At 67.6% G+C, this 18,736-nt stretch carries 17 protein-coding genes; 3 read left to right on the top strand and 14 right to left on the bottom strand.

Annotation, left to right across the window (positions count from 1 at the left end; translation table 11 throughout):
• Positions 1–51 precede the first annotated feature (51 nt).
• Together CJ177_RS02910 and CJ177_RS02905 are read left to right on the top strand one after the other, a co-directional pair.
• On the top strand, positions 52–834 hold the full coding sequence (locus CJ177_RS02910) for a hypothetical protein (protein ID WP_179443150.1): 783 nt from the start codon (positions 52–54) through the stop codon (positions 832–834).
• Between the two features lie 108 nt (positions 835–942).
• Positions 943–1,293, top strand: a complete 351-nt coding sequence (locus tag CJ177_RS02905) for a hypothetical protein (RefSeq protein ID WP_005239128.1) — start codon at positions 943–945, stop codon at positions 1,291–1,293.
• 9 nt (positions 1,294–1,302) lie between these two features.
• Here the strand turns inward: CJ177_RS02905 and CJ177_RS02900 are convergent, their stop codons facing one another.
• Positions 1,303–1,773, bottom strand: a complete 471-nt coding sequence (locus CJ177_RS02900; RefSeq protein WP_025432180.1) for a MarR family winged helix-turn-helix transcriptional regulator — start codon at positions 1,771–1,773, stop codon at positions 1,303–1,305.
• A 324-nt stretch (positions 1,774–2,097) separates the two neighbouring features.
• On the opposite strand from CJ177_RS02900, the gene CJ177_RS02895 reads away from it, so the two are divergent.
• A complete protein-coding gene (locus tag CJ177_RS02895) occupies positions 2,098–2,601 on the top strand; it encodes a nuclear transport factor 2 family protein (protein WP_095867243.1) in 504 nt (167 codons plus the stop codon).
• A 5-nt stretch (positions 2,602–2,606) separates the two neighbouring features.
• Here CJ177_RS02895 and CJ177_RS02890 read toward each other — a convergent pair whose 3' ends face one another.
• The 13 genes from CJ177_RS02890 to CJ177_RS02830 all read right to left on the bottom strand — a co-directional run bounded on the left by CJ177_RS02890 (position 2,607) and on the right by CJ177_RS02830 (position 18,493).
• Positions 2,607–3,341: a DUF1906 domain-containing protein gene (locus CJ177_RS02890; protein ID WP_095867242.1), complete on the bottom strand. Its 735-nt coding sequence runs from the start codon at positions 3,339–3,341 to the stop codon at positions 2,607–2,609.
• A gap of 164 nt (positions 3,342–3,505) precedes the next feature.
• Positions 3,506–5,128, bottom strand: a complete 1,623-nt coding sequence (gene nuoN, locus CJ177_RS02885; RefSeq protein WP_095867241.1) for an NADH-quinone oxidoreductase subunit NuoN — start codon at positions 5,126–5,128, stop codon at positions 3,506–3,508.
• Positions 5,125–6,696, bottom strand: coding sequence for an NADH-quinone oxidoreductase subunit M (locus CJ177_RS02880; protein ID WP_005239118.1), 1,572 nt, complete (start codon positions 6,694–6,696; stop codon positions 5,125–5,127). The genes nuoN and CJ177_RS02880 overlap by 4 nt, the downstream gene beginning before the upstream one ends.
• Positions 6,693–8,615 (bottom strand): NADH-quinone oxidoreductase subunit L, encoded by a 1,923-nt coding sequence (gene nuoL / locus CJ177_RS02875; protein ID WP_095867240.1) that lies wholly within the window; start codon positions 8,613–8,615, stop codon positions 6,693–6,695. Before nuoL ends, CJ177_RS02880 begins: the two co-directional genes overlap by 4 nt.
• Positions 8,616–8,687: 72 nt before the next feature.
• Positions 8,688–8,987: an NADH-quinone oxidoreductase subunit NuoK gene (gene nuoK / locus CJ177_RS02870; RefSeq protein WP_005239116.1), complete on the bottom strand. Its 300-nt coding sequence runs from the start codon at positions 8,985–8,987 to the stop codon at positions 8,688–8,690.
• The gene (locus tag CJ177_RS02865) at positions 8,984–9,793 is read right to left on the bottom strand and encodes an NADH-quinone oxidoreductase subunit J (protein WP_005239115.1); all 810 of its coding nucleotides are present in this window, start codon (positions 9,791–9,793) and stop codon (positions 8,984–8,986) included. The genes nuoK and CJ177_RS02865 overlap by 4 nt, the downstream gene beginning before the upstream one ends.
• Positions 9,794–9,824: 31 nt before the next feature.
• Positions 9,825–10,391 carry an NADH-quinone oxidoreductase subunit NuoI gene (gene nuoI, locus CJ177_RS02860; RefSeq protein ID WP_095867239.1) on the bottom strand — a complete coding sequence of 189 codons (567 nt, stop codon included), beginning with the start codon at positions 10,389–10,391 and terminating at the stop codon, positions 9,825–9,827.
• Positions 10,384–11,736 (bottom strand): NADH-quinone oxidoreductase subunit NuoH, encoded by a 1,353-nt coding sequence (gene nuoH, locus CJ177_RS02855; RefSeq protein WP_095867238.1) that lies wholly within the window; start codon positions 11,734–11,736, stop codon positions 10,384–10,386. The genes nuoI and nuoH overlap by 8 nt, the downstream gene beginning before the upstream one ends.
• Positions 11,733–14,183, bottom strand: coding sequence for an NADH-quinone oxidoreductase subunit G (locus CJ177_RS02850; RefSeq protein WP_095867237.1), 2,451 nt, complete (start codon positions 14,181–14,183; stop codon positions 11,733–11,735). The genes nuoH and CJ177_RS02850 overlap by 4 nt, the downstream gene beginning before the upstream one ends.
• A 51-nt stretch (positions 14,184–14,234) precedes the next feature.
• On the bottom strand, positions 14,235–15,533 hold the full coding sequence (nuoF, locus tag CJ177_RS02845) for an NADH-quinone oxidoreductase subunit NuoF (RefSeq protein WP_095867236.1): 1,299 nt from the start codon (positions 15,531–15,533) through the stop codon (positions 14,235–14,237).
• Position 15,534: 1 nt separating this feature from the next.
• Positions 15,535–16,458 (bottom strand): NADH-quinone oxidoreductase subunit NuoE, encoded by a 924-nt coding sequence (gene nuoE, locus CJ177_RS02840; RefSeq protein ID WP_095867235.1) that lies wholly within the window; start codon positions 16,456–16,458, stop codon positions 15,535–15,537.
• Positions 16,455–17,771, bottom strand: coding sequence for an NADH dehydrogenase (quinone) subunit D (nuoD, locus tag CJ177_RS02835; RefSeq protein ID WP_005239107.1), 1,317 nt, complete (start codon positions 17,769–17,771; stop codon positions 16,455–16,457). The genes nuoE and nuoD overlap by 4 nt, the downstream gene beginning before the upstream one ends.
• Entirely contained in the window at positions 17,771–18,493 is a 723-nt protein-coding gene (locus tag CJ177_RS02830; protein WP_095867234.1) for an NADH-quinone oxidoreductase subunit C, read from the bottom strand. Before CJ177_RS02830 ends, nuoD begins: the two co-directional genes overlap by 1 nt.
• Positions 18,494–18,736 lie beyond the last annotated feature (243 nt).

Below are 18,736 nucleotides of genomic sequence, written 5' to 3'. Positions count from 1 at the left end.
GAGTGACCCCCCGAGCCGTCAGACGTGGATTGAGTTGTCGTCCACGCTGTTATGACTAAGGATGGGGAGACTGTGCTTCGAACCCGAGGTATGCGCAGAGCAGTCACTGCTCTCGCTGTTGCCGCAGCAGCCGCTATGGCAGTGCCGGCCCAGGCGAATGCGCAGCCGACGCCGCCGCCCGTGCCCGAAGGCATCCCCGTGGAGATGCTCGCATCGTTCGCACCCGCGATCATCGGCGCAGCAGCTGGTACCGAAGACATCGCCGCAGGACCTCAGGACGCGATCCTGGACCAGGCCCGCATCCTCCTCGAGTCCCCCGGCATCCCGCCGGAACTCAAGTCCACCCTCGAGCGCGTCATCACGTTCCTCGACGGCAGCGGCGGCGGCGGACCCGAGATCCCGCAGGAGAACGCACCCGTCATCGCGCAGTTCCTCTACCCGACCATCGGCAAGGGCTGCATCGGAGAGGGCGCCGACTCCGTGGGCACCGCACTCGCGGTCCCCGGTCCGGCCCAGCTGCCCCCGCCCGGACCCAAGGCAGGTCAGGCCGGTTTCGTGTTCACCGCCCTCGGAACCAGTTCCGTTGCCGCCGAACAGCCCAATCCGCTGACCGTGACGTGGATCAACCTGGACAACCAGCGGCGCGCCACCCAGAACCTCACCAACGAGGCCAAGATCAACCCCGACGGACCGGCAACCCTGTCGGCGATCGCGGACACCGGCCCGGGCCGCGTCCTCGCGGTCGTGTCGGGTGGACTGACCACGCAGAAGGAAGGCGCCGCGCCGATCACGTGCAGCTTCCTCCCCACCGTCGGAATGTTCCAGGTCGCGTAACTCTTCACAGCTGACGAGCGAAGGGCCCTCCGGATCTTCCGGAGGGCCCTTCGCTCATGTCTGCACCACTTCACTGTTGCCGACGGCACCACCGTGGTAGACCGAGGAATGCCCTCGACGCATCACGCACCCGACCACTCACTGCGATCGCGACACGCCCGGCGGTCCATACTGTCGATTCGGTCGGAGGGGTCGATCCTCTCGATCGGTTCCGCCTACTCCATCCTGTCCATCGGGAGTGTCGGCTCGGTGCTCTCGATCGGATCGGTCGGGTCGGCAGGCTCGGCACTGAGCACCGCCTCGTTCGCCAGCCTCGGGTCTGCCCTGTCGGGGCTGTCGCGGTGGTCCCTGATGGCGTGGAAGGGGTGGCACGACTCGCCGCCGGAACACCCTCACCTCACGGTCATCGCCGAGGAACCGGACCTCGCCCGGGACGCGACCGCCCACGTCCAGTCCTGACGCGGTCCGTCACGACGTCCGCCCGGCGCGCGGCCAGGATTTGCCGTCGTACGTCTCGATCTCGCCGTTGAACTTCGTCAGCAGCCGGCGCAGCTCGCCCCGGTCGTGGTCACTCCACTCGGCGATGATGCGCTCGACGCCTTTTCGGCCCAGCGCCCGGTCGGCGTGAAGTTGTTCGAGCCCCAGCGCGGTGGCCTCTACCTTGCGGGCCATTCCGCCGTCCGGGTCGGGGACGCGTTCGACGAGGCCGCGCTTCAGCAACGCGCCGATCTGCCGGTTGATGGTCGAGATGTCGAGTCGGAATGCCTCGGCGAGCTGCTTCAGGCTGAGCGGATGTTCCAGTTCCAGGCGTCCGAGGAGTAGGTAGGCGGAACGGTCGAGTTGGAATCCCGCCCGTTGCGCATGGGCGTGATAGCGCGACAGCAATGTCAATTCGTTCTCGACATCTGCCGCCACCTCGTCACGATCGGACACCGACACCTCCAGTAGTTACCGCCATTCTGCCCGAGGCATTATTGTGCACCATACACAAGGTGTGTAGTGTGCACATCTTCATCAGGATCCGTTGACGAACAGCGCGGTATAGACGACCGAGGCGACGGTGTACACGAAATTGAGAAGCAGCTCCATGGGAGACCTCCGGGTTCCAGAGTGAAAAGAGTGACACCAGGTAATCGGAGTTGCCTCGAGGAGCGTTTCACGCCGTCCCATCCACCGGAAAACGTCCCACATACGAACTGAAACGTGTTCTCATCTTCCGGGGGCGCTCGCATTCGGGTGCCGGACGAGAGAAGGGATGCACACATGCCGTGGAGTCGTGCCGAGCTCGAAGAGGCCTTCGCGCACTACCAGCGAACCGTCAGCCGCTGCGTCGAACGCGGAGACTGGAACGGCTTCGCCGACCTCTTCACAGAGGACGCCACGTACGTCGAGCACGCTTTCGGAGTCTTCGACGGACGCGAGGCCATTCGGACATGGGTCACGCGCACCATGTCGGCGTTCCCCGGCAGCCGGATGACCGCGTTCCCGGCGAACTGGTACGTGATCGACGAGGACCGCGGATGGGTCATCTGCGAGATCGACAACCCGATGGAAGATCCCGGCGACGGTTCGGAGCACGCGGCCGCGAACATCACGATCCTGCACTACGCCGGCGACAACCTGTGGTCACGCGAGGAAGACGCGTACAACCCGATGAATTTTCTCGCCGCGGCCAAGAAGTGGTGCCGCGCAGCGGAAGCCGCCGGCAAGCTACCCGACGACGCCCGGGAGTGGCTTGCCCGGATGGGCGGGCAACCGGCGGCCTAGCCCGGTCACCACTGCCCGTAGTCGGGCTTCAGGATGTCGTTGAGGTCGATGCCGACCCCGTCGACGTTGCTCGCATCGATCTCGTACTGGTGCAGGTGCGCCGACGGGTGGACGTACCCCTCGGGTGTGCCCCAATCGTGCTGCCAGTACCACGATCCGAGCCCGGCGAGGACGGCCAGATCCAGCGTCGCGGAGTTGGCGTAGATGCCGGTGTTGCCCTTGCCGACCACCGACTCCCACCCGGCGAGGTACGGGGCGATCATGGTGAGGAAATCGGCGGGCGTGGGATTGTCGTCGATCGACGCGTAGATGGGCCGGTCCTCGGAACCGCCTGCGGCGAGGTGCAATTCGAGTCCGCGCTCCGCGTGCCGCTTGCCCGCCTCGAGACCGCCGCGCCAATCGGCCGTCGGCCCCTTGCCGAACTGGTAGCACGAGACGACCGACAGTCCGGCGTCGAGCAACGCCTGCGCCTCGTCGGCGAGCATCGGCTTGCCTTCCATCCATTCGGCGCCGGGACGGCGGTCGGACACGTAGCGGATGGCGCCGGCATAGCCGGCCTCGAGAATGGCGTCCGCCGAGGGCACCCCACCGGCGTAGTCGATCAGGATGCCGAGGCTGTCCGCCTTCGCGACGCCGACCGAGGACGTGGTGGACGTGAGCGCCGCGATCCCGGCCACGGCGGATCCCGCTGCCGCGTACCGGAACAGGTCTCTCCGAGAAATCTGCACTGTGGCCCCCATATCCGATCGGTCGCGCTCCGGCGTGTCTCCGACATTCACTCTCGCTCAGTCGGTATCTTGTCCGGTTTGCATTCCACCACACTCACACGGGTCCCGCCAGCCACTTGGACTACATCCGTCACATCGGACGCTCGCGCCCCGCGACGAACCGGCAGCGCCCCGAGTCAGCGGAAGAACACCGCGGCCTGGTCGGCCAGATCGAGTGCCCCCTGCGGCAGGATTCCGAGCACCACCGTCACCACCACTCCGACCGCGATGGCCGCGGCGGTGAACATGCTGGGCACCACGATCGTCGGGGCGTCGCTCTGCGGCTCCGAGAAGAACATCAGGACGATGACCCGGACGTAGAAGAACGCCGCGATCGCGCTGCTGACGACACCGACGAGAACGAGCGGAACGGCGCCGCCCTCGATAGCGGCCTGGAAGACCGCGAACTTGCTGACGAACCCACTCGTCAAGGGGATTCCGGCGAACGCCAGCAGGAACAGCGCGAAGACCCCGCCGACCAGGGGCGAGCGCCGGCCCAGCCCCGCCCAGCGGGACAGGTCCGTCGCCTCGCCCCGACTGTCCCGCACCAGCGTGACGACGGCAAACGCGCCGAGCGTGCTGAATCCGTAGGCCAAGAGGTAGAACATCGTGGACGACAGACCGGCCCGGTTGGCCGCGACCAGACCGGTGAGGATGAATCCTGCGTGCGCGACCGACGAGTACGCGAGCATCCGCTTGACGTCGTTCTGCGTGACCGCCATGACCGCACCGACAACCATGGTGAGGATGGCGACGCCCCACATCACGGGCCGCCAGTCCGCCCGCAGGTCGGGCAGTGCCACATAGAAGATGCGCAGCATCGCGCCGACGGCCGCGACCTTGGTGGCCGCCGCCATGAAGGCGGTGATCGGGGTCGGTGCACCCTGATAGACGTCGGGGATCCAGGAGTGGAACGGGACGGCGCCGATCTTGAACAACAGGCCCACCGACAGCAGCGCGGTACCGATCAGCGCCAGCGTCTTGTCGTCGGTGCCCCGGGCGAGCGCGTCGGCAATCCTCGGCAACTCGACGGTTCCGGCGTAGCCGTACAGCAAGGCCACCCCGAACAGGAAGAACGCCGACGAGAACGCCCCGAGCAGAAAGTATTTGAGTGCCGCCTCCTGCGACAGGAGACGGCGACGCCGTGCCAGCCCGCACAGCAGATACAGCGGCAGCGACAGGACCTCGAGCGCCACGAACATGGTGAGGAGGTCGTTGGACGCCGGGAACAGGAGCATCCCGCCGACCGCGAACAGGGTGAGTGGAAAGACCTCGGTGTGCCCCGGGGCGTTCTTGGTGGCCTCCCGTTCGGCGACGCTGCCGGGGACGGCGAATGCCTGCGGGGTGAAGGCGTCGGTTCCGCCTTCCGGCTCGGCTGCACTCGCGGCCGTGACCTCCGCGGTCGCGGCGGCGACCCCGCTGTCGACGCTCCGCTCGGCGATGAGCAGGATCGCGGGGATCGAGATCAGCAGGATCGTTCCCTGGAGGAACAGCGTCGGGCCGTCGACGGCCACCGCGCCCGCGACTGTGGAGTCGCGGGTTCCGGCGAGCATGACGACGGCGACGAACGCGGCGGTGAGTCCTCCGAGCGCGAGTACGAGATGGCTCGAGTAGCGGCCGCGCCGGGGCAGGAACGCCTCGACGAGCACACCGGCGACAGCAACGCCGAACACGATCAACATCGGTGCCAGCTGACCGTATTCGATGTCCGGCGCGCGCAACGTCGAGGACTGGGCGAGTACGAGTTCGGAGGTACTCATCGGTGTGTGCCTCCCTCTGGGTCCTGTCCGGCGACGGTGGGTGCTGGATCGTGCTGACCAACGGTGACGAGGACATGGCTCACCGCGGGTGTGATGACGTCCAGCACGGGCTTGGGATAGACGCCGAGGACGAGCAGCAGGGCGATCAACGGCGCCACGACCGCGATCTCACGGCGCACGAGATCGCGGACGGTCTCGTTGCCCTCCTTCAGCGGCCCGGTCATCATCCGCTGATAGAGCCACAGCACGTAGATCGCGGCGAGGACGAGCGCGAAAGTCGCGACCACGGCAGCGATCTGGTAGCGCGAGAACGTGCCGACCAGGACGAGGAACTCGCTGATGAACGGCGCCAGGCCGGGCAGCGACAGCGTGGCGAGGCCCGCCACGAGGAACGTCCCTGCCATCACCGGCGCGACCTTCTGCACCCCGCCGTAGTCGGCGATGAGGCGGGTGCCGCGCCGCGACACCAGGAACCCCGCGATCAGGAACAGCGCCGCCGTCGAGATGCCGTGGTTGACCATGTACAGCGTCGATCCGGCCTGTCCCTGGCTCGTCATGGCGAAGATGCCGAGAATGATGAACCCGAAGTGCGAGATCGACGTGTAGGCGATCAGTCGCATCACGTCGGTCTGGCCGATGGCCAGCACCGCGCCGTAGATGATGCCGATCACCGCCAGCACCGTGACGAAGGGTGCGAAGTACGCGGACGCCTCGGGGAACATCTGCAGGCAGTAGCGCAGCATGCCGAACGTCCCGACCTTGTCGACGACGGCCATCATGAGCACCGCGCTGGCCGGGGTGGCTTCCACCGCGGCGCCCGGCAGCCACGTGTGGAACGGCCACAACGGCGCCTTGACCGCGAACGCGAACATAAAACCGAGGAACAGCGCTTTCAGCACGCCGGGGTCGGCGTCCAGCCCTTCGGCGACGATCACCCGGAAGTCGAAAGTGCCGCCGCCGAAGACGTCCTGGCGCGCCGTCACCACGTACACCCCGATGACCGCGGCCAGCATGATCAGGCCGCCGAACAGGTTGTAGAGCAGGAACTTCACCGCGGCGTACGTCCTCCCCACCCCGCCGAATCCTCCGATCAGGAAGTACATCGGGATGAGCATGGCCTCGAAGAAGATGTAGAAGAGCAGGACGTCGAGGGCGGTGAACGACACGATCACCATCGCCTCGACCATCAGCGTCAGTGCCACGTATGTGTGGGCCATCCGCCGCTGCCCGTAGTCGGGCGCGGTGTCACCGTCGTTCCACCCCGCCAGCAGCAGCAGCGGGACCAGAACGGCGGTGAGGAGCACCAGGACGAGCGCGATGCCGTCGAGGCCCAGGATGTACCGGGTGCCGAACGCCGGGATCCAGGCGTGCGATTCCACGAACTGGTACTGCTCGCCGGTCGGATCGAACCGGATCGCCAGCACGACCGCCAGGCACAGCACCACCACGGACACGCCCACGGCAACGGATTTCGCGAGCGCGCGCTTGTGGACGGGCAGAGCCAGGACCACACCGGCACCGACGAGTGGCAGCACCCAGAGGGCGGTCAGCCACGGGAACCCGCTCACCACAGCCTCACCAGCATCGTCGCGACCAGAAGTGCCGCACCGGCGAACATGAACAGCGCGTACGACCGGACGAACCCGGTCTGCAGACGCCGCACCCGCATCGACGTTCCGCCGACGAGCGCGGCGAACCCGTTGACGGCGCCGTCGACTCCCCTGCCGTCGACGGTCACGAGTGTTCGCGTCAGTTCCTGCCCGGGACGCATCAGCGCCGCCTCGTTGAACGCGTCGCCGTACAGGTCCTTCCGGGCTGCGGCGGTGAATGCGGTGACCTTCTCCGGCGCGACCTCGGGGATCGGCTGCCGGGCGTACTGCCGGTAGGCCACCGCGACTCCCGCGAGCACCACCACCAGAGTGAGTGCGGTGATCGCCCACAGGGGCAGGGCGGGCTCGCCGTGGTGGGCGCCGACGACCGGTTCCAGCCAGTGCTGCAGGGAGGAGCCGACGGCGAGTAGGGCGCCGGCGGCGACCGAACCGACCGCGAGCAGAATCATCGGCACCGTCATCACCCCTGGCGATTCGTGTGGGTCGGCGACGGGACGATCCCCGCTCGCGTCGCTCGCCCCGGAAGCCCACCGCGGTTGTCCGAAGAAGGTCATCAGCATCACCCTGGTCATGTAGAAGGCGGTGAGTCCCGCGCCGAGCAGCGTGACCGTCCCGAGGACGACGCCCTGAACGCCCTCGGCGGCGAACGCCGCTTCGATGATCTTGTCCTTGGAGAAGAAGCCGGAGAACGGCGGAATCCCGATGATGGCCAGGTATCCCAGCCCGAACGTGACGAACGTGATCGGCATGACGGTGCGCAGACCGCCGTAGCGGCGCATGTTCACCTCGTCGTTCATGCCGTGCATCACCGAGCCGGCGCCGAGGAACAGGCCTGCCTTGAAGAAGCCGTGGGTGAGCAGCAGCATGATCGCGAACGCGTACCCGGCCGGTCCCAGACCGGCGGCCAGCACCATGTACCCGATCTGGCTCATCGTGGATGCCGCCAGCGCCTTCTTGATGTCGTCCTTCGCGCAGCCGATGATCGCGCCGAACAGCAGGGTCACCGCGCCGACGATCACGACGGCGAGCTGGGCATTCGGGGCCAGGTCGAAGATCGCGTTGGACCGGACGATCAGATACACACCCGCCGTGACCATGGTCGCGGCGTGGATGAGCGCCGACACCGGTGTCGGGCCTTCCATGGCGTCACCGAGCCACGACTGCAACGGGACCTGCGCCGATTTGCCGCACGCGGCGAGCAGCAGCGCGAGCCCGATCGCGGTCAGCACGCCCTCGCTGGCGGCGTCGGCACGAGTGAACACGTCGGCGAACTCGATCGAGCCGAAAGTCGAGAACATGATCATGATCGCGAGGACCAGACCCATGTCACCGACGCGGTTGACCACGAACGCCTTCTTCGCGGCCGCCGCCGCGGACGGCTTGTACTGCCAGAACCCGATGAGCAGGTACGAGGCGAGACCGACACCCTCCCAGCCGACGTACAGGCCGAGGAAGTTGTCGGCCAGCACCAGCAGCAGCATCGCGGCGAGGAACAGATTGAGGTAGGCGAAGAAACGCCGTCGTTCCGGGTCGTGCGCCATGTAGCCGACCGAATAGATGTGGATCAGCGAACCCACTCCGGTGATCAGCAGCACGAAGCACACGGACAGCTGGTCGAGTTGGAGACCGAAGTCCACCTGGAGTTCGCCGACGGGCACCCAGCTGAACAGGGTCTGGTGCACGACCCGCTCGGCTGCGTCCCGGCCCAGCATGTCGACGAAGAAGACGACGCCGAGCGCGAAGGAGACCAGTGCCGTCGCGCAGCCGAGGAGATGACCCCGCGCATCGCTGCGCCGGCCCGCCAGCAGGAGCACGGCGGCTCCGAAGAGCGGCAGAACCGGCAGCAGCCACACGGCCGACGAGAGCGTTCCGCTCATGCCGCACCGCCGATCGGGGAGTCGTCGTCGGGCAAAGTCACCTTCTCGAGGATGTGCGTCATCGGGGACCCGTCAGTTCTTGAGGAGGTTGGCGTCGTCGACGGAAGCCGAACGGCGGGAACGGAAGATGGTCATGATGATCGCCAGACCGACGACGACCTCGGCGGCCGCGACGACCATCGTGAAGAATGCGAAGACCTGGCCGTCGAGGTTGCCGTGCATCCGGGCGAACGTCACGAACGCCAGATTCGAGGCGTTGAGCATCAGTTCGATGCACATGAACACGATGATCGCGTTGCGGCGGATCAGCACCCCGGCCGCACCGATCGTGAACAGCAGCGCCGACAGGTAGAGGTAGTTCTCGGGGTTCATCGCCGACCCCCCTCGTCGGTGGCACCGGGTTCGGGGGTCGCGACGTCCGCGGTGCCCAGCGCCCGGGCGGGCAGGCTCGGCCGCCGCTCGAGCGACCGGCTGACGGACAGCTCGGAGAACGTACCGTCGGGCAGCAACGCCGGTATGTCGACGGCGTTGTGCCGCGCGTAGACACCCGGACTGGGCAGCGGTGTGACACGGGCACCCTCGCGGACGCGGTCCTGGGACAACTCGCGCTGGTCCTTCCGCGGCTCGAAACGCTCCCGGTGGGCGAGCACCATCGCTCCGATGGTCGCGGTGATCAGCAACGCACCGGTCAGTTCGAAAGCCCACACGTACCGGAGGAACACGAGTTCGGCCAGCCCCTCGACGTTGCCCCCCGCGTTGGCCTGATCGAGACCGGTGAACGCGGAGACGGACGCACTCCCGATACCGCCGATCAGCAGGAGGCCGAATCCCAGTCCCGCCGCGATCGCGGCCACCCGCTGACCGCGGAGGTTCTCCACGAGGGATTCGGAGGAGTCGACGCCGATGAGCATGAGCACGAACAGGAACAGCATCATGACCGCGCCGGTGTACACCACGATCTGCACGACGCCGAGGAAGAGTGCGCCCTGGGCGATGTAGAAGACAGCCAGGATGATCATGGTCGTCGCGAGGAAGATAGCCGAGTACACGGCCTTGGTTGCGCTGACTACTCCGAGCGCGCCGATCACGGCCACGGTCGCGAGGACCCAGAACTGCACACCCTCGCCCGTCGAGGTCTGGGTGAAGGGTTCCGCGACCAGCTGGACCGCGGACGGCATCGTGTTCACCACGTCGGCTCTCCTCCCTCGATCACGGCCTGTCCCCCGCCGTGTCCTCGACCTCGGACTCGTCCTGCGCCGCAGCCACCGCTCCCCCGGTCACCGTGCCGCGGTAGTAGTCCTCAGCGGTGGTGCCCGGGGCCATCGGGTGCGGCGACTCGACCATGCCGGACTCGAGCGGGGCCAGCAGCCGGTCCTTCTCGTAGATCAGACCGGCCCGGTTGTCGTCGGCCATCTCGTACTCGTTGGTCATGGTCAGCGCCCGCGTCGGGCACGCCTCGATACACAGCCCGCACCCGATGCAGCGCAGGTAGTTGATCTGATACACCTGGCCGTACCGCTCGCCGGGCGAGAAGCGTTCCTCGTCGGTGTTGTCGGCGCCCTCCACGTAGATCGCGTCGGCGGGGCACGCCCAGGCACACAGTTCGCACCCGATGCACTTCTCCAACCCGTCCGCGTAACGGTTGAGCTGATGCCTGCCGTGGTAGCGGGCCGCCGTCGGCACCTTCTCCTCGGGGTAGAACTCGGTGTTCGATTTCTTGAACATCGTCGAGAAGGTCACGCCGAAACCCGCTATGGGGCCGAGGAATTTAGTCATCGCTGTCCTCCTGGGTGGGACCGGTGGAGTGCGCGCCGGCGACGGAGACGGGCGTGCGCCGGAACGCAGGCAGCGTCTGACCCGGCATCGGCGGGACCGGGAATCCACCGGCCATGGGGTCGAACGGTTCGAGTGTCTCCGGGGCCAGTTCGGCAGGTCCCCGCGGCTCGACCGGCTTCTCGGGTGCGCGAACGCCGCCCGGACGCAGGCGCTTCCACAGGAGCACCACCACGACGAGGGCCACGACGAGGCCGGCGACGACGAGCGCGATCGACCGGGCGTCGTAACCCTCGTTGCGGAAGGCCCGGACGGTGGCGACGATCATGACCCACACCAGCGAGATCGGGATCAGGATCTTCCAGCCGAGACCCATGAACTGGTCGTACCGCAGCCGGGGCAGCGTGGCCCGCAGCCAGACGAACACGAACAGGAAACCCCAGACCTTCAGCGTGAACCAGAGCACCGGCCACCAGCCGGAATTGGCGCCGTCCCACAGGCTGAGCGGGAACGGGGCGTGCCAACCGCCGAGGAACAGTGTGGTGGCGAGCGCCGAGACCGTCACCATGTTCACGTACTCGGCGAGCATGAACATCGCGAAGCTCAGCGAGGAGTACTCGGTGTGGAACCCGCCGACCAGTTCGCCTTCCGCCTCGGGCAGGTCGAAGGGCGCCCGGTTGGTCTCGCCGACCATCGACGTGACGTAGATGAGGAACGACGGCAGCAGCAGGAAGACGTACCAGGTGTGTTCCTGGGCGGCGACGATGCCCGACGTGGACATCGTTCCGGCGTCCAGGAAGACGGCCGCGAACGACAACGCCATCGCGATCTCGTACGAGATCACCTGCGCCGTCGAGCGCAGCCCTCCCAGCAACGGGTACGTGGAGCCGGACGCCCAGCCGGCGAGCACGATGCCGTAGACGCCGATCGATGTGGCCGCGAGGACGTAGAGGACGGCCACCGGGAGGTCCGTCAGCTGCAATGGCGTGTAGTGCCCGAAGATCGACACCGCCGGGCCGAACGGGATCACGGCGAACGCCATGAACGCAGGCACCGCGGCGATGATCGGCGCCAGGATGTAGATCGGCTTGTCCACACCCTTCGGGACGATCCCCTCCTTCAGTGCGAGCTTGATGCCGTCGGCGAGGCTCTGCAGCATGCCCCGCGGGCCCACCCGGTTCGGGCCGACGCGCATCTGCATCCAGGCCATGACCTTGCGTTCGGCCAGGATCGTCAGAAGCGGGGTGAGGACGAGGAACACGAAGATGGCCAGGGCCTTGCCGAGCACCAGCCACCACGGGTCGTGGCCGAACAGCGCAGGGTCGGGGTAGACGGCCTCGATCGTCACAGCGCACCTCCCGCGACCATCCCGCTGGTGCCGGCCGCGCGGCGGACGTTCACGACGCTCCCCGCCCGGGCGGCCAGTTGCCGGTAGACGGCGGATCCGGGCGAGTTGAGGGGCAGCCACACCACTCGATCCGGCATGTCGGTGATCACCAACGGCAGCGTGACGGCGCCCCGTTCCGTCGTGACGGTGACCGGATCTCCGTCAGCGGCACCCGACTCTGCCGCCGAGGCCGCGGACATCCGAACGACCGGAGTGCGGGCAGTGCCTGCCAGGTGCGGCTCCCCGTCCTGCAGCCGTCCCGAGTCGAGGAGCATCCGCCAGGTGGCGAGCGCCGCCTCCCCCGGCCCGGGTTCCCGCCGCGGCGGTTGCGGGTGGTCGGGCGGATCCGGGAAGTCACCGTCCCAGGCGCCGAGCCTCTCGAGTTCGCGCCGTGCGGTCGCGGCGTCCGGAAGACCCAGCGAGACACCCATTTCGCCGGCGATCGCGTGGAGCACCCGCTGATCGGGCATCGACCCGGTGGCGCGGAGGGCGGCGTCGAAATCGCGTGTGCGCCCTTCCCAGTCGAGGAAGGTGCCCGGCTTCTCCATGACCGGTGCGATGGGGAACACCACGTCCGCGCGCTCGCTGATCGCACTGCGGCGCAGTTCCAGACTCACGACGAACCCCGCCGCCTCGACGGCGGCCAGCACGGCCTGCGGGTCGGGGAGGTCGTCGGCCTCGACACCGCCGATCACCAGCGCCCCGAGCGTCTTCGCCTCGGCCGCGGCGAGGATGCCCGCGGTATCCCGGCCTGCGGTGTCCGGCAGATCCGCGACGTTCCATACGGACGCGACCTGCCGCCGCGCCTCCGGATCGCCCACCGGTCTGCCACCCGGGAGCAGTCCGGGCAGCGCGCCCGCCTCGAGCGCGCCTCGTTCGCCGGCCCGTCGCGGCACCCAGGCCAGCCGGGCCCCGGTGTCGTCGGCCAGCCGGATCGCCGCGGACAGCGCCCCCGGCACCCCGGCGAGTCTCTCCCCGACCACGATGACCGCACCCGGCCGGCGCAGCAGCTCGGTGACACCCGAGTCCAGATCACCCGTGCGGAGTCCGTCGAGGACCTCCGCCTCCGCATTCGGCGCGGACCGCAGCAGCCGGCCGGACATCTTCTCCAGCCCACGGGACGTGTACGGGGCGATCGAGTAGACCGGAACGGCCTTCGCGCGCGCGGCCTTGCGCAGCCGGAGGAAGACGATCGGCGATTCCTCCTCCGGCTCGAACGCGGCGAGAAGGACGACCGGCGCGACGTCGAGGTCCTCGTAGGTGACCGCGAGTCGCTGCCCCGCCACCCGGGCGGCCAGGAACTCGGCCTCCTCACCGGAGTGCGCGCGACTGCGGAAGTCGATGTCGTTGGTGCCGAGCGCTGTTCGCGCGAACTTCGCGTACGCGTACGCGTCCTCCCACGTGGACCGGCCCCCGACGAGAACACCCGCGTTCCCCCGCGCAGCGGCCAATCCCCGCGCCGCGACGGCCAGGGCCTCGGACCAGGAGGCGGGTGCCAGAATGCCGTCGTCGCCGCGGACCAACGGGGCGGTGATCCGGTCACGCTCGGTGGCGTAGGCGAACGCCCACCGCCCCTTGTCGCAATTCCACTCCTCGTTGACCTCCGGATCGTCGCCCGCCAGCCGGCGCAGCACCTTCCCCCGCCGGTGGTCGGTGCGCTGGGCGCACCCGCTCGCACAGTGCTCGCACACGCTGGGGCTGGAAACCAGGTCGAACGGGCGGGCCCGGAAACGGTACGCGGAACCCGTCAGCGCACCCACCGGGCAGATCTGGACGGTGTTGCCGGAGAAATACGACTCGAACGGTTCCTTCGCGTAGATCCCGACCTGCTGCAGTGCGCCCCGTTCCATGAGTTCGATGAACGGGTCGCCGGCGACCTGCTGGGAGAACCGGGTACACCGCGCGCACAACACGCACCGCTCACGGTCCAGCAGGACCTCCGTGGACAGCGGAATCGGTTTGGGGAACGTGCGCTTGACCTCACCGAAACGCGACTCCGCGCGCCCGTTCGACATCGCTTGATTCTGCAGGGGGCACTCGCCGCCCTTGTCGCACACCGGGCAGTCCAGGGGATGGTTGATCAGCAGTAACTCCATCACACCCTTCTGCGCCTTGTCGGCGACGGGCGACGTGAGCTGGGTGTGGACGACCATGCCGTCGGTGACAGTCGTGGTGCAGGAGGCGAGCGGCTTGCGCTGCCCCTCCACGTCGACGAGGCACTGGCGGCAGGCGCCGACCGGATCGAGCAGCGGGTGATCGCAGAACCGCGGGATCTGAATGCCGATCATCTCCGCGGCACGAATTACCAACGTGCCCTTGGGGACACTCACCTCGACGCCGTCGATGACGACGCCTACTTCGTTAGTGGGCGCCGGGGCTTTCACGCCCGCCCTTCCCTCGTCACTCATTCGCTGTGCTCCCTCGCTCGTCGGTCCAGACCGGACGGCCCCCGCGCCGGATCATGCGTGTACTCCAGCCATGAGCGTCGACTGATGCGGGTCGAACGGGCAGCTACCCTGCTCGAAGTGTGCGAGGTATTCGTCGCGGAAGTACTTGATGGAGGACATGATCGGGCTGGCCGCACCGTCACCGAGAGCGCAGAACGACTTGCCGAGGATGTTGTCGGCGATGTCGAGCAGCTTCTCCAGATCGGCGTCGGTCCCCTCCCCTCGCTCGAGCCGCTCCAGGATCTGCACCAGCCAATAGGTGCCTTCCCGGCAGGGCGTGCACTTGCCGCACGACTCGTGCGCATAGAACTCGGTCCAGCGGAGCACGGCACGCACCACACACGTGGTCTCGTCGAAGATCTGCAAGGCCTTGGTGCCCAGCATCGATCCGGCGGCGCCGACACCCTCGTAGTCGAGGGCGACGTCGAGATGCTCGTCGGTGAAGATCGGTGTCGAGGAACCGCCCGGAGTCCAGAACTTCAATCGGTGCCCTGCGCGGACTCCACCCGCGTACTCGAGCAACTCCCGCAGGGTGATTCCGAGCGGGGCCTCGTACTGTCCGGGCTTCGTCACGTGCCCGGACAGGGAGTACAGGGTGAAGCCGGGCGACTTCTCACTGCCCATCGACCGGAACCACTCGATGCCGTTCACGATGATCGGTGGGACGCTCGCAATCGACTCGACGTTGTTGACGACGGTCGGTGACGCGTAGAGACCGGCCACCGCGGGGAACGGCGGACGCAACCGAGGCTGACCACGGCGACCCTCCAGCGAATCGAGCAGCGCCGTCTCCTCCCCGCAGATGTACGCCCCTGCACCCGCATGCACGACCAGTTCGAGGTCGAAACCGGTGCCCAGGATGTTCTTGCCGAGGTAGCCCGCCGCATACGCCTCCGCGACCGCGGCGTGCAGCCGGCGCAGCACCGGCACCACCTCGCCGCGCACATAGATGAAGGCGTGCCCGGCGCGGATCGCGTACGCCGCGATGATGACGCCCTCGACGAGCGCGTGCGGCGTGGCCAGCAGGAGCGGCATGTCCTTGCAGGTGCCCGGTTCGGACTCGTCGGCGTTGACCACGAGGTAGTGCGGCTTGTCGTCGCCCTGCGGGATGAACGACCACTTCATCCCGGTCGGGAACCCGGCACCACCGCGACCGCGCAGTCCTGCCTCCTTGACCGTCGAGATGACCTCGTCCGGGTCCATGCGCAGCGCCTTCTGCAGGGCCTCGTACCCGTCGTGGCGACGGTACGTGTCGAGGGTCCAGGACTCGGGCTCGTCCCAGTAGCGGCTGAGGACAGGGGTCAGCGGCATGTCAGTCTCCCTTTCGACCCGAGTCGGTGGCCGCCGGATCCGTCTCGGAGGTGGACCGATCCGGCGGCACCGTCGCGGACGGGGCAGGCGACGGCTGGTCCTTCGCCGATTCCGCCGCCACCGGCTCGGTGTCCCGCGACGGCGGCTCCGGGATCAGCGACGTCTCCGCAGGATCCGGCGCCGCCATGCCCCGTTCGTGCGCCACGCGCAGGCCGGCCAGTGTGGCGTCACCCGCGGTACCGCCCTCCGCCAGCGCACCGGGACGCTCGTCGGGGAACCCGGCGAGAATGCGGGCGGTCTCCCGGAACGTGCACAGCGTCGCGCCGCGACTCGGCGACACCCGTTCACCAGAACGCAGGGAATCGACGAGTGAGCGAGCCGACTCCGGGGTCTGGTTGTCGAAGAACTCCCAGTTGACCATCACCACCGGGGCGTAATCGCACGCCGCATTGCACTCGATGTGCTCCAGCGTGACCTTGCCGTCCGCGGACGTGCCACCGTGCGGCAGGTCGAGGTGCTCCTCCAGGGCGGCGAGGATCGCGTCGCCGCCCATGATCGCGCACAACGTGTTGGTGCACACTCCGACGTAGTAGTCGCCCGTCGGGTCGCGCCGGTACATCGAATAGAAGGTCGCCACCGCGGCCACCTCCGCGCCGGTCAATCCGAGCCGGCCGGCACAGAACTCGATCCCCGCCGGCGTGATGCACCCGTCCTCCGCCTGCACCAGATGCAGCAGCGGTAGCAGCGCGGAACGCGAATTCGGGTAGCGCGCGACGACGACGTCGGCGTCGGCGTCCAGCCGCGCACGAACCTCCGGCGGATACTCCTCACGCGCACCCGGCCGCACCAGCAGCCCGTGCTCCTCCGGCCGGGGCCCGAACTCGATGAAGATGGGGGTTTGCTTCGGTGCTGCTTGCTCGGTCATCGGTCCACGCCCCCCATCACCGGATCGATGCTCGCGACCGCCGCAATGACATCCGCAACCATGCCGCCCTCACACGTGGCCGCCACCGACTGCAGGTTCGTGAACGACGGATCCCGGAAATGCACCCGGTACGGGCGGGTGCCGCCGTCGCTCACCATGTGCACACCGAGCTCACCCCGCGGCGACTCCACCGCCACATACACCTGGCCCGGCGGCACCCGGAAACCCTCCGTCACCAACTTGAAGTGATGGATCAGCGACTCCATCGACGAATCCATGATCTCGCGGACGTGCCCGGGCGAATTGCCCAGACCGTCGGGGCCCAGCGTCAGATCCGCCGGCCACGCGATCTTCTTGTCCTCCGCCATGATCGGGCCCGGCCGCAACTTGTCGAGGCACTGCTCGACGATCTTCAGCGACTCCTTCATCTCGTCGACCCGGATCAGGTAGCGGCCATACGCGTCACACCCCGTATCGGTGCTGACGTCGAACTCGTAATTCTCGTAACCGCAATACGGCTGCGACTTACGCAGATCGTGCGGCAGACCCGTCGCACGCAGCATCGGACCGGTGATGCCGAGCGCCATGCACCCCGTGAGGTCGAGATACCCGATGCCCTGCGTACGCCCCTTCCAGATGCGGTTGTCGTTGAGAAGATTCTCCATGTCCCGCAGCCGTTCCGGCATCAACGTGAGCAACTCGCGCACCTTCTCCACGGCACCCTCCGGCAGATCCTGCGACAAACCGCCCGGCCGGATGTACGCGTGATTCATGCGCAGTCCCGTGATCATCTCGAACACGTCCAGAACCAGCTCGCGTTCCCGGAAACCGAACAGCATCGCCGTGACTGCCCCCAACTCCATACCACCCGTGGCCAGCGCCACCAGATGCGAGGAGATGCGGTTGAGCTCCATCAACATGACCCGGATGACGCTCGCCCGCTCCGGAACCTGGTCCGTGATGTCCAGCAACTTCTCCACACCGAGGCAATACGCCGTCTCGTTGAAGAACGGCGACAGGTAATCCATCCGCGTCACGAACGTCACGCCCTGCGTCCACGTCCGGTACTCGAGGTTCTTCTCGATCCCCGTATGCAGATAACCGATACCGCACCGGGCCTCCGTGACGGTCTCACCCTCGATCTCCAAGATGAGCCGCAACACCCCGTGCGTCGACGGATGCTGCGGACCCATATTGACGACGATCCGCTCCTCGGCGCCCTCCGAACCCGCATCACCCGACGACGCCTTCACCGCATCGACGACCTCGTCCCAGTCCTGACCGGCGACCGTGAAAACCGTGTCCTCGCTCATCAGTTGTACCCCCGCCGCTCGTCGGGCGGCGCGATCTCCGCGCCCTTGTACTCGACGGGAATGCCGCCGAGCGGATAGTCCTTCCGCTGCGGATGACCCGGCCAGTCATCCGGCATCTCGATCCGGGTCAACGACGGATGACCATCGAACACGATCCCGAAGAAGTCGTACGTCTCCCGCTCGTGCCAATCGTTCGTCGGATACACGTCGTACAACGACGGGATATGCGGATCCGCATCCGGGGCCGCAACCTCCAGACGAATCCGACGATTGTGCGTGATCGACAACAACGGATACACCGCACGCAACTCCCGGCCCGCATCCTGCGGGAAATGCACACCATTCACACCCAGACACATCTCGAACCGCAGATCCGGCTCATCACGCAACGCCCGCGCCACCAACGGCAAAAACTCCCGCCGCACACCGAACGTCACCTCACCCCGAGACACCACAACCGACTCGATCGCCACCTCGAAACCCACACCCGACTCCGCCAACGCCGCCCCCAGCCCATCCGCGACCTCGTCGAAATACCCGCCATACGGCCGCGGCGTACTCCCCGGCAACAACACCGGACGCACCAACCGCCCATACCCCGACGTATCCCCACTACCCCGCACCCCGAACAGCCCCTTGCGCACACCGATCTGTTCTGGGACATGGCTCGCTTCGCTCGCGGGTGCCGGGGCCTTGTCGTGCGGTCTTCCCTCGTCACTCACTCGCTACGCTCCCTCGTTCCTCGGTCCAGACCGCACGGCCCCGGCCCCAACCGCTCGGCTCACTTCGCACCCCCGACACCACCGCACGGCCCCGGCCCCAACCGCTCGGCTCACTTCGCACCCCCGACACCACCGCACGGCCCCGGCCCCAACCGCTCGGCTCACTTCGCACCCCCGACACCACCGCACGGCCCCGGCCCCAACCGCTCGGCTCACTTCGCACCCCCGACACCACCGCACGGC

The organism is Rhodococcus sp. ACPA1, assembly GCF_002300195.1.
GTDB lineage: Bacteria > Actinomycetota > Actinomycetes > Mycobacteriales > Mycobacteriaceae > Rhodococcus_F > Rhodococcus_F opacus.
This window is presented reverse-complemented; position numbering and strand designations above follow the sequence as displayed.